The 10,428-nt window shown below is 35.5% G+C and carries 10 protein-coding genes; 3 read left to right on the top strand and 7 right to left on the bottom strand.

Annotated features, from left to right (window positions below):
* Window positions 1-159 precede the first annotated feature (159 nt).
* The gene (locus FTU34_RS16890; protein ID WP_171263775.1) at window positions 160-297 is read left to right on the top strand and encodes a hypothetical protein; all 138 of its coding nucleotides are present in this window, start codon (window positions 160-162) and stop codon (window positions 295-297) included.
* A gap of 326 nt (window positions 298-623) precedes the next feature.
* Here FTU34_RS16890 and FTU34_RS16885 read toward each other — a convergent pair whose 3' ends face one another.
* Window positions 624-857: a DUF2171 domain-containing protein gene (locus tag FTU34_RS16885; RefSeq protein WP_078193451.1), complete on the bottom strand. Its 234-nt coding sequence runs from the start codon at window positions 855-857 to the stop codon at window positions 624-626.
* A 175-nt stretch (window positions 858-1,032) separates the two neighbouring features.
* Entirely contained in the window at window positions 1,033-1,605 is a 573-nt protein-coding gene (locus tag FTU34_RS16880) for a lipocalin family protein (RefSeq protein WP_180036223.1), read from the bottom strand.
* 525 nt (window positions 1,606-2,130) lie between these two features.
* On the opposite strand from FTU34_RS16880, the gene FTU34_RS16875 reads away from it, so the two are divergent.
* Window positions 2,131-4,101, top strand: coding sequence for a choline BCCT transporter BetT (locus FTU34_RS16875; protein WP_180036224.1), 1,971 nt, complete (start codon window positions 2,131-2,133; stop codon window positions 4,099-4,101).
* A gap of 44 nt (window positions 4,102-4,145) precedes the next feature.
* Here the strand turns inward: FTU34_RS16875 and FTU34_RS16870 are convergent, their stop codons facing one another.
* The 5 genes from FTU34_RS16870 to FTU34_RS16850 all read right to left on the bottom strand — a co-directional run bounded on the left by FTU34_RS16870 (window position 4,146) and on the right by FTU34_RS16850 (window position 8,472).
* Window positions 4,146-6,224, bottom strand: coding sequence for a catalase (locus tag FTU34_RS16870; protein ID WP_180036225.1), 2,079 nt, complete (start codon window positions 6,222-6,224; stop codon window positions 4,146-4,148).
* A gap of 126 nt (window positions 6,225-6,350) precedes the next feature.
* Window positions 6,351-7,046, bottom strand: a complete 696-nt coding sequence (locus FTU34_RS16865) for a DUF421 domain-containing protein (RefSeq protein ID WP_180036226.1) — start codon at window positions 7,044-7,046, stop codon at window positions 6,351-6,353.
* Window positions 7,047-7,086: 40 nt separating this feature from the next.
* Window positions 7,087-7,377 (bottom strand): hypothetical protein, encoded by a 291-nt coding sequence (locus tag FTU34_RS16860; RefSeq protein WP_218948340.1) that lies wholly within the window; start codon window positions 7,375-7,377, stop codon window positions 7,087-7,089.
* Window positions 7,378-7,467: 90 nt separating this feature from the next.
* Window positions 7,468-7,809 carry a hypothetical protein gene (locus FTU34_RS16855; RefSeq protein WP_180036227.1) on the bottom strand — a complete coding sequence of 114 codons (342 nt, stop codon included), beginning with the start codon at window positions 7,807-7,809 and terminating at the stop codon, window positions 7,468-7,470.
* A 189-nt stretch (window positions 7,810-7,998) separates the two neighbouring features.
* Window positions 7,999-8,472, bottom strand: a complete 474-nt coding sequence (locus FTU34_RS16850) for a CinA family protein (RefSeq protein WP_180036228.1) — start codon at window positions 8,470-8,472, stop codon at window positions 7,999-8,001.
* Between the two features lie 247 nt (window positions 8,473-8,719).
* On the opposite strand from FTU34_RS16850, the gene FTU34_RS16845 reads away from it, so the two are divergent.
* A complete protein-coding gene (locus FTU34_RS16845; protein ID WP_180036229.1) occupies window positions 8,720-10,117 on the top strand; it encodes an iron-containing redox enzyme family protein in 1,398 nt (465 codons plus the stop codon).
* The last annotated feature ends 311 nt before the right edge of the window (window positions 10,118-10,428 follow it).

Raw genomic sequence — 10,428 nt, 5'->3', positions numbered from 1 at the left:
CTAGACAAAATGACACCAAATGAGTTTTACTATGATCAGCTACCCCAACAAAACAAGGTGGCTTAACTAGAGCGGAATATCACTTATAAATACGCTTTTAGTTGTTCAAACAAGTGGGACCACCTCTGATTAAGTCACGCTCAATAATAGGACCTAAACTTGGAATACTTTAGACCATTCACACCTTCAGATCTGATTGATCAGGCCGAGGAAGAAGACGCCATACGTCTAGCACCAGCACAAGAATTATTGGCTTGGGTGAAAGATAATTATTTGAATGTAGGGATAACTTCATAATCTAGACAATCATTAATTTATGAAAATCTTTATTTAAGGACTTTCTTATTATTTATCTCATCAATGATTTTCATAAATTTACACAGTAATCGTCATGCTTTGTTAGTGTAGAGTTTTAACAAATATATAGGCCTAAAGTATGAAAACGTTAGCCATTATAAGCCTGGTATTCGTATTGGGGCTGGTAGGTTGCCAGCAAAAAGACAGCAATGAAAATGAAGAGACGACAACACCTCATACATTAGATAAAGACTAACTTCCTCCAATGATTATTACAGCAGATATGAAAAAACCCTCATTAAGAGGGTTTTTTTAGGATTAGGGTTTTAAGCTTCAATCCAATTATCTTTAACTTCTTGAGAGTCTTTAGTCAGTACAATTTTATTGTCTGTAATTTCACCAACCCATGAAACTGGAATTAAGTGGTGATGACCATCACCATGCTTAGTCAGTTTAATTTGATCCGAACCTTGCAAGTGGTCTACTTCACCAACTTTAGTCCCACATGAAGCAATTACATCTGCATGGCTCTTAATATTTTCAACATTAATAGTAGTCATTAGAATATTATCCTATTTCAATGTGAGTGAGCATTCAGCCTATCGTAAATAGACGCTGATATCAGGGATTGAAATAGAAGGGATACAAAGGGCCTTATATTCTTACGTTCATGGCCAGATAAATTACATTGTATTATTTAGAAATAAGTCCCCATGATGGGGACTTATTGGATTATTACTTATGCTTAGTCTTAATCAGATCTGATAAATCAAAACCGATGGATTTTGCATAATCTAAGTATTCATCAACTGTGGCCTGGTCAGGGTTAGCAGTTCTGCTGAGCACCCAAAGATATTTTTTATTTGGTGACCCAACTAATGCAGTTTGATAGTCATCATCAATTTTTAGAACCCAATAATCACCACGGCCTACTGGCAACCAACGAATTGCTTTTGGTAAAAAGCTCACTTTAAGTTTCGAGTTGGCTGGCGCATTCTGAACATATGCTTCACCAATTGATTGGTTAAGTTTGCCGTCTGCGCTATAACAACTGTTATCAACTTTGACGTTACCATTTTCATTTAAAGAATATTTAGCAGTGACGTTGTAATCACATTTATTTTGGAAATATAGCGGCTTACGTGCAATTTCATGCCATGTACCAAGATATTTATTTAAATCTACCTTTGATACCGCTTGGACTTCCGTAGTGTTTGCATTTGCATTTGCATTTGCAGTTGAGAGCATTGAACCAGCTATAAGTACTGCACCACCAGCTAAAAGGAGCTTACGGGTTTTTGAATTCATGTTATAAGCCTACTTTAATTTGAAAGTGAATTAATTACTATAAATTGCTTTTAAGGTCATTTTGTTTTTTTATGTATTAAGTATTTGATCTTTAATCATTGTTTAACTTTTCAAGTTTTATTAATCCTTTTACTACCATTTTTAACAGATAAAATAATATTACTTATATAAGCCCAAAAACTAAGTGAAAAAATGCTTACATTAAGCAAAATTATAATTACTTTCTAAGAACTCACTTACTTCTAAAGCACTTCAAGAGAGTATTGAATAAGAAAATTAATTGACGAAATAAATAGTTTAGTAATGTTCTTAATTTGCTTTACTACTTAATATTGGATTATATATCTAAAAATATGATAACATGCTCAAACTCTAAACAACGGCTTTGAACGAGTCAGCTTTAAATTTTCAAACGAAAATGAAAATGCCAGCACTTTTCAATACAAGCCTGTTTCTTCCGCAAATAGCGGATATCTCTTTGATCAATTTAGATCTGTCTTACAAATAAAACGGAATAGGGAAGGTATGTCTTCATTGAAACCGTCATGGTATTCCAATGTGAATCCAAATGTGTTTATTAGCACAGTTGTTATTATCGGCATTTTTATTGCCATTGTATTTTTAGCTCCCAATGCTTTTGATTTAATAACTAAACAACTGAATCAATGGGTTACAAACTCATTCAGTTGGTTCTATGTGCTATCTGTAGCCATTTTTCTAATAGTGCTTATTTATATTGCCTGTTCAAATATGGGTAAAATTAAACTTGGTTTAGATCATAGTCAGCCAAAATATAGTAATAGCTCCTGGTTCGCCATGCTATTTACAGCTGGTATGGGCATTGGCTTAATGTTCTTCGGTGTCGCGGAACCAGTGATGCACTATGTTTCACCTCCAACTGGTGAGCCTGAAACAATTCAATCAGCGCAGCAAGCCATGCGTGTAACATTCTTTCATTGGGGACTTCATGCTTGGGCAATTTACACAATTGTGGGCTTAGCTTTAGCTTACTTTGCATATAGACATAATCTACCTCTTAAGATTCGCTCTGCTTTATATCCTCTTATTGGAAAGAAAATTTATGGTCCAATTGGTGATGGTGTAGATACCTTTGCAACGATCGGTACAGTATTTGGTGTCGCAACGACTTTAGGTTTTGGTGTAACCCAAATTAACTCTGGCTTAAATTATTTATTCGGAATTGAATATTCAACGACGACGCAGCTTATTTTAATTGTCATTGTTACAGCTATGGCATCTTTATCTGTATTTATAGGCTTAGACAAGGGTATTAAACGATTATCAGAGATTAATCTGGGCTTAGCTTTAGTGCTGTTGCTATTTGTATTTTTTGCTAGTTCAAGCATTTTTATATTGCAAACGATTATCCAAAACACGGGGCAATACATTTCAAATTTGTTCAATATGACCTTTAATTTATATGCCTACCAGTCTGATGGTTGGATCGGTGGTTGGACCATTATGTACTGGGCATGGTGGATTTCATGGTCACCATTTGTAGGTATGTTCATTGCCCGTGTGTCTGAAGGACGTACTATTCGTGAGTTTATTGTAGGTGTTTTACTTATTCCAACAGGCTTTACGCTGATCTGGATGGGAGTCATGGGGAACGCCGCACTATATAGCATTTTAAACGAAGCGAACACCTCGCTGATTTCTGCAGTGCAACGAGATTCATCCGTTGCGTTATTTGAATATTTAGGGACCTTGCCATTCTCAGGCGTGATGAGTTTTGTGGCGACTATACTGGTTATGCTATTTTTTGTGACATCGGCAGACTCTGGGGCTTTAGTTACAGACTATCTAACTGCAAAATCTGAAAACTCTCCGACCTGGCAACGATTGTTTTGGACAACGTTAATGGCTGTACTTGCGATTGTTTTGTTGTTTGCAGGAGGTTTAGGAGCTTTGCAATCTGCAACAATGTTGAGTGCATTACCATTCACCTTCGTAATGCTTTTAATTTGCTGGGGGTTAGTCAAGGCTCTACATTTAGATGCAACCAAGATGCAAGCATTACAGGATGCACGTATTACACCTAGAGCAATTCATAATCCAAGAAGTTGGCAACAACGTTTAGGATTGATTATGCATTATCCGCATACACGTAAAGAAGTTGAAGATTATATTGAAAAAACGGTAAGTCAGGCATTTTCAAATCTACAGAAAGAGTTTAAGCGTCGTCATTTAGATGTGACAGTAAACACGATAGATGATGGCTTGCAGCTACGTGTAAACCATCAAGATGAGATTAACTTTATTTACCAAGTGGTTGTTCAAGAAAAAAATACACCAAGTTTTATGACTGATTCAGATGAAATTACGCAAGATTACCAAGCTGAAGTGTTTTTGAGGGAAGGTGGTCAAAATTATGACATCATCGAATGGACGCAAGAAGATATTTTGCAAGATGTTATTGATCAATACGAACGTCATCTACATTTTTTAAATCTAGTTAGAACCAAGAACCAATAGATAAAAAACCGCCCAGAAGGGCGGTTTTTTTATTCATAGTTAAATTAGGCCGGTATAGAAGCAACCTTATCTTCACGGTCCCAATAACGGTGATTTTGTACCGCTGTTTTAAATTGATCACTGACATCTTTGAAACTTTGTGAAGTGAAAAGCGCAGCATCTTGAGTCAGATTAAGCTCTTTAATTAAAGCCTCTTTATCACCTAATAGTACTATAGGTTTAAGATGCTTAAATGTTTCTAAAACATAGTGTTTAGCTACACCATCATTCAAGAACTCATCTAAATTATTACCATCAATAACAACGACAGCATCGTAGGTGACTGAAGGTTCGCCATTCTGACGTCCATCAACTGCAATTTCTTTACCATTGTTAGATTTCACCGGCGCTGCATTAGGGGCTAAAACTTCAACTACAGCGCTTTCTGAATCGCCCCAAGTCTTAATTGCATCGATAGAGGAAGCATTAGCACGGTTGTGTACCAACAGTGCAATTTTACGTTGCTTAATATCAGATGCAGGGTATGCCAATGTACTTAAGTGATCAGATTTAGCGATGGCAGCTTTCTTAACCGATTTACTTTGCTTAGTTGGAGCATCTAACCCCAATTCATTCGCTACAAATTTCGCTAAATCCAAGTCAATATTTGCAAGCACCTCATTTACGACCCGTTCCCTAATTTCAACAGCTTTCACTTTTGAGAGTTCAAATGCATAGGCATTCTTTATATGCTGTTGTTCATGCTTAGCAAGACTTTGGTAATGCATGGTCGCTTGCGAGAAATGATCTGCGAAGCTTTCTGGTCGGATTCTTAACTTGCTGCCTTGGATTTCTTCAGGATGGGTCCGAAATGCATGCGGATCATTATTAGATTCTCTAGGCCAATTTTCATCTACAGAGTTAGGCTCATAATTCGCTTTACCTTTATAAACTTCATGGTTTGCATAGCCGCCACGTCGATTAGTATGGAAGGGGCAGACTGGTTTATTAATTGGAATTTGATTAAAGTTTGCAGTACCTAAACGGTGCAAATGGGTATCTGTATAGCTGAACAAACGACCTTGTAATAAAGGGTCATTACTAAAATCAATTCCTGAAACAATATTGGCTGGACTGAAAGCAACTTGCTCTGTTTCAGCAAAGAAATCATCTGTATTTCGATTTAGAGTAAATTTACCTAGTGGAGTAATAGGTACGAGCTCTTCAGGTACCAATTTTGTAGCATCTAAAACATCAAAGTCCCATTGAGCCGCTTCTTCTTCAGTAAAGATCTGTGCCCCTAATTCCCACTCAGGATAATTGCCACGTTCAATGGCATCCCATAGATCGCGACGATGGAAGTCGGGATCTTTACCATTAAGCTTTAAGGCCTCATCCCAAACGACTTGGGCAACACCTTGTTTCGGTGTCCAGTGGAATTTAACCAAATGCGCCTGATTATCTTTGTTAATTAATCTGAAGGTATGTACACCAAAACCTTGAATCGATCGTAAATTCCGTGGGATAGCACGATCTGACATCACCCAGGTTGTCATATGAGAGGCTTCGGTATTTAAAGAAATAAAATCCCAAAAAGTATCATGCGCAGATTGACCGGTTGGAACTTCATTCGGATCTTCAGGCTTTACAGCGTGGACAAAGTCAGGGAACTTGATTGCGTCCTGAATAAAAAATACAGGAATGTTATTACCGACTAAATCGTAGTTTCCATCTTCGGTATAAAACTTAATGGAAAACCCGCGTACATCACGGACTACATCAGCTGATCCGCGTCCGCCTTGCACTGTAGAAATTCTGACAAAGATTGGTGTTGGATTTTGAGTATTAGTCAAAAATTTAGCCTTAGTCCATTTTTCGTTGCCTTCATAAGCTTCAAAATAACCATGCGCTCCAACACCACGAGCATGCACTACACGCTCAGGGATACGTTCACGGTCAAAGTGAATTAACTTATCTCGTAAGAGAAAATCTTCTAACAGAGTAGGACCAGTCTGATTTATTTTTAAGCTATTTTGATTGTCAGCTACAGGTACACCCAAAGATGAGGTCAGTGTTTTACCTTTAGGGTATACATATGCCTCTTTTTCAAACTGATCAATTTTAGGATTATTTGATTTTTTCATGAGCTACATCCCTTTTTCTGATGTTATTTAGTACATGTGCTAGATAAGGTTTTGCTATTGCATAAAGCTAATATAGACAATAAAGATGCTTGGCAAAATTAAAGTAAAAAATTGTCTATTTTATGTTCAATCTGATGGTTGATTGGAGCTACTTTCACAATAAAAAGCAGATTCAGCCCAGCGGTCACATTTGCAGCGGGGGCACTGAGCATTTAGAGAACTAATAAATTGTGTTTGACCACACAGCATGCACGAATAGTATTTTTTGGAATCAAAACGCTGTGCTTTTTGGTAGTGATCAGGAAAAATTGGTAGTCCCCATTTAATATTATCCTTGGCATAAGGGATTACACTTAGACACCCATCTGTTTCAAGTAAGGCTGATTTGACTTGCCCTAAGTGTTCTATTTTGTTTTGCCTTAACTCAGCAAAAAATTCGTCATATGAATACTTTTCCTGTTTGATATCTTCAACAATCAATAAGCCATCTTTAACGATATACATTGGCCTACCTTCTAACATGGTTTCAAATGAATCTGATTTCATGATGAGGTATGTAGTTAATCTATAGAGAAGAATAATGACTGCAAATACAATGAGTGCTTGAATGATGGGGATATCATCATTAAACATGGGATCGCCTGCTGCAGATCCCAAACTTAAAATAATAGCTAACTCAAATACTGAAAGTTGCCTGACACCTCTTTTCCCTGAAAATCTTAAAAAAATAATAATTAAGATAAACATAATGATGCATCGGAAAATAATTTCCAATGCAAAAGTAAAAGAAGTGTCATGCAGAATTATTTTTATGAAGTCCATGCTTAATACATTTTTTGAATTTTAGTTTATAAGTTGTTGTTTACATCTTGTCCCAAGCATCCTTAATCGCGTGCTTAGCATGTTCCCATTTCAAACGAGAATCTGCTTTAAACTCCTCCCATTTGGTTTGTAAATCCGGCTCAGAATCTTCGAAACGCGCATTTTCACCGTATAAATGACGTTCGCGCTCACCAAGCTCATAAGCTGACCTTAGATCGCGGTCGTAATCTATATCTGGCACTTCGCGTTGCAGATCCCCATAGTACGGTCTATTGGAGTAATCCGTGCGCCAGTCATGATGTATTGGATGTTCATTTTGATGGTCGTTCATAGTAATAACTCCGATAAATTATTTAATAAATTGCAAAAGTAGTGATCCCTGGGCTACTTCTGCAAATAAAAATTAATGTTGTTACTCTGACTATTGGTCTTGCTGATCATTCTGCTGACGCTGTTGATCAGATTGCTGATTTTGTTGGCGTTGGGGTTGCTGCTGTTGTTGCTGATCATTCTGCTGACGCTGTTGATCAGACTGCTGATTTTGTTGATGTTGGGGTTGCTGCTGCTGTTGCTGACCATTCTGCTGGCGCTGCTGATCAGATTGTTGATTTTGTTGATGTTGGGGTTGCTGCTGTTGTTGCTGATCATTCTGCTGACGCTGTTGATCAGACTGCTGATTTTGTTGGTTTTGAGGTTTTTGAGTATCGCCACGTTGGTGCTGTAAGCGAGTATCATTATTTTGATCTTGGTTATAATTAGACATAATACTGTTCCTTTAAAGATTAATTAGATAATCTACTCAATTACAGTAGATCATTTATTATTAACATGAATATTGCTAATATGATTATTAGAGATGTTACATAATCTTTATTAAGTTTCACTTTGTTTAAAAGTAATACTTTGGTGGTTGTTTTATATACATAAATAGTTATTTTTTAATTACATGAAACTAACAATAATAATTTTTTAATATTTTAGTGAGTGACTTGCATAGAGCTTTATATAGTATTTTTAATTTTTTGATAGGCTTACCTTTAGTTAAAATTTTGAAATTATAAAATTTTTTCTTAAAATTAATGCAATAGAAAAAAGTACCTACAGGTTTCTTTTTGTTTTCGGATCCTCCGCGCTTTAAAAGTCCAGTGCAAGATATATAAATATCTGATTTGAATAATTTTTTTCCATTTACAATCATTTTAGTGGTTACTTCTGGGGATTCAGCAGTATATTTATCTATAAGTGATTGTTTTATATTTAAAATACGCTTCTTGAATAGTAAGTCATAACTAACAATAGAACCATCCAGAAGTATTCCAGAGTTTTTATCTTGTGAAATTCTATATGCTAAATAACCTGCACTCGCACTTTCAAATAGCGTTATCGATAGGGATTTTTTAGAAATAAAGTCAAAAATTGATTTCATATAAATTATCCTATGAATATTTTATAAAAGAATCATAATTGATATTTAAATATGAATATGTGAATTAAGTCACATCAAAAAAATGTTACTTTTTAAAAACTTGTTAAAAATTATGCTAAAGGTGTGTTTTATATATTAAAATTTTTAAAATATTACATTGCGTTAAATTTTATTAAAAAAAATTAACAAATACTACTTATTTTCTGAACTATGGTTAAGAAGAATCATTTACCGCGTGAGAATTATAATGCCTACAGCAGTAAAAGAAAGAATCTTAAATTTAATAACCAAAGATCATCAGAAATATTTCGAAATTGTTGAGTTCTTCTTAGATGCTTCAATACCTAATTCAGCCAAAGAATTAAAGGCATTTAAGGTTTTAGAAAATGAAATTCTAACTCTCGAGCACATTGATGAGATGCCAAATGAGATAGACCATCTTGTCGATTGGATTCATCATAATAACCGTACACAGTGTGAATATTATAAAGAATACCTAGATAGAAGAAAGCAAGGTGGAGGAAGAGAGTATTTTTCATCAGTTAGTAAAGCTTATGAGTTTTTATACAAGGTTGCACCCACAAAAAAAGTGGATGGTTCATGGCTATATAGCTTTACTCAGTATTGGAATGATCCAGTATTTAGAGATTTTATTCAGATATATTTAGAGGAACTTGGTCTCGGTTCAGAAAAAGCCAATCACGTGAGAATGTACGACAACCTACTACTGGCACATGGTTTGAATCAACTATCTTTAAACTTATCTGATGCCTATTACCATCAGGCAGCAATACAGCTTGCGCTTGCATATGCACCTTCAGAGTTTATACCAGAGATAGCAGGTTTTAATTTAGGCTATGAACAACTTCCTTTACATTTGCTAATTAGCAATTACGAGTTAAAAGAACTTGGAATTGATGCACACTATTTTAATGTTCATATCACGATAGATAATTTTGATAATGGGCATGCGCAGCTTGCGACCAATGCCATTAAAAAACTTTCTACAAGGTACAGATCTAAAGAAGAGTTCATTCGTAAACTCAAAATCGGCTATCTCCTAAATAACAAAGGAATGAGTTCAGTTCAGATAATTAAAAATTTAAGCACTGAAAAGATGGTGCTAGAAATATTTAAGAAAAAGGCGATCGTTGGTAAACACATGCATAGCAATAAGTGCATGTTTAATAATAAAACAACGAATGAATGGCTGTCTGAAGATGATAGTGTTGAAGAGTTTATTTTTGAACTTGTCCGTATGGGCTGGATAAAATTGAATCGACCACCTGAAGAGAGTAGGTTTTGGCAGATGATTCACGACGAAGACGGTAAAATGTTTGGAGTGTTTAATGCTGTTGAAAAAACTTTTATTTATGGCTGGATTGCAGGTAAATCAGTAGATTCCAAACAAAATCAAGTAAATAATGAGTTTGTAAAAAACTTCCTAGAGACCAATTCATTTAGTTATTTAGCGAACCATAAAATGGCTGAGCTTAAGAAACAATTTGATGGAAGTACGAATACAGGATACAAGATCAACAAACTTCTAAAGTATTTAGCACCTCATATGCATCATCAAGAAATTGGTTTATGGAGTACCCAGCGTATCGTAGAGAGTTTATTTCCATCTCTAGCCCGCCAATAAAATAAATACTCCAAAAGATTTATAACTTTCATCGTCAAAAATAACCGCCTTCGGGCGGTTTTTCTTTTATGCGATAAACAGTGATAAAATAGTGAAAATTAATGAGTTTTTAAAGCAGTCTACAAAAAATCAAAAAAAATATTTTTTTGCAATTTGTAGACTCATTTGTAGACTGTTGAGCTACGGTAATCCTCCCATAAATAACCGAAGTTAAAAGTAGAGGTTAAGCAGCCATTAGAGGTGGCCTTCCTTTGTTTGCTTGGTGTGGTCTTTCATAGTTGTAATGCCACAGCCAACTCGTTGCATAATCT

It is taken from the genome of Acinetobacter sp. YH12094, assembly GCF_013419295.1.
Taxonomy (GTDB): Bacteria; Pseudomonadota; Gammaproteobacteria; order Pseudomonadales; family Moraxellaceae; genus Acinetobacter; species Acinetobacter amyesii.
This window is presented reverse-complemented; position numbering and strand designations above follow the sequence as displayed.

What these genes read in the sequence shown, in the direction of transcription:
- FTU34_RS16885 (WP_078193451.1), bottom strand. Translation starts at nt 857, where the DNA reads ATGACTACTATTAATGTTGAAAATATTAAGAGCCATGCAGATGTAATT.
- FTU34_RS16860 (WP_218948340.1), bottom strand. Translation starts at nt 7,377, where the DNA reads ATGAACGACCATCAAAATGAACATCCAATACATCATGACTGGCGCACG.
- FTU34_RS16850 (WP_180036228.1), bottom strand. Translation starts at nt 8,472, where the DNA reads ATGAAATCAATTTTTGACTTTATTTCTAAAAAATCCCTATCGATAACG.
- FTU34_RS16880 (WP_180036223.1), bottom strand. Translation starts at nt 1,605, where the DNA reads ATGAATTCAAAAACCCGTAAGCTCCTTTTAGCTGGTGGTGCAGTACTT.
- FTU34_RS16870 (WP_180036225.1), bottom strand. Translation starts at nt 6,224, where the DNA reads ATGAAAAAATCAAATAATCCTAAAATTGATCAGTTTGAAAAAGAGGCA.
- FTU34_RS16865 (WP_180036226.1), bottom strand. Translation starts at nt 7,046, where the DNA reads ATGGACTTCATAAAAATAATTCTGCATGACACTTCTTTTACTTTTGCA.
- FTU34_RS16875 (WP_180036224.1), top strand. Translation starts at nt 2,131, where the DNA reads ATGTCTTCATTGAAACCGTCATGGTATTCCAATGTGAATCCAAATGTG.
- FTU34_RS16855 (WP_180036227.1), bottom strand. Translation starts at nt 7,809, where the DNA reads ATGTCTAATTATAACCAAGATCAAAATAATGATACTCGCTTACAGCAC.
- FTU34_RS16845 (WP_180036229.1), top strand. Translation starts at nt 8,720, where the DNA reads ATGCCTACAGCAGTAAAAGAAAGAATCTTAAATTTAATAACCAAAGAT.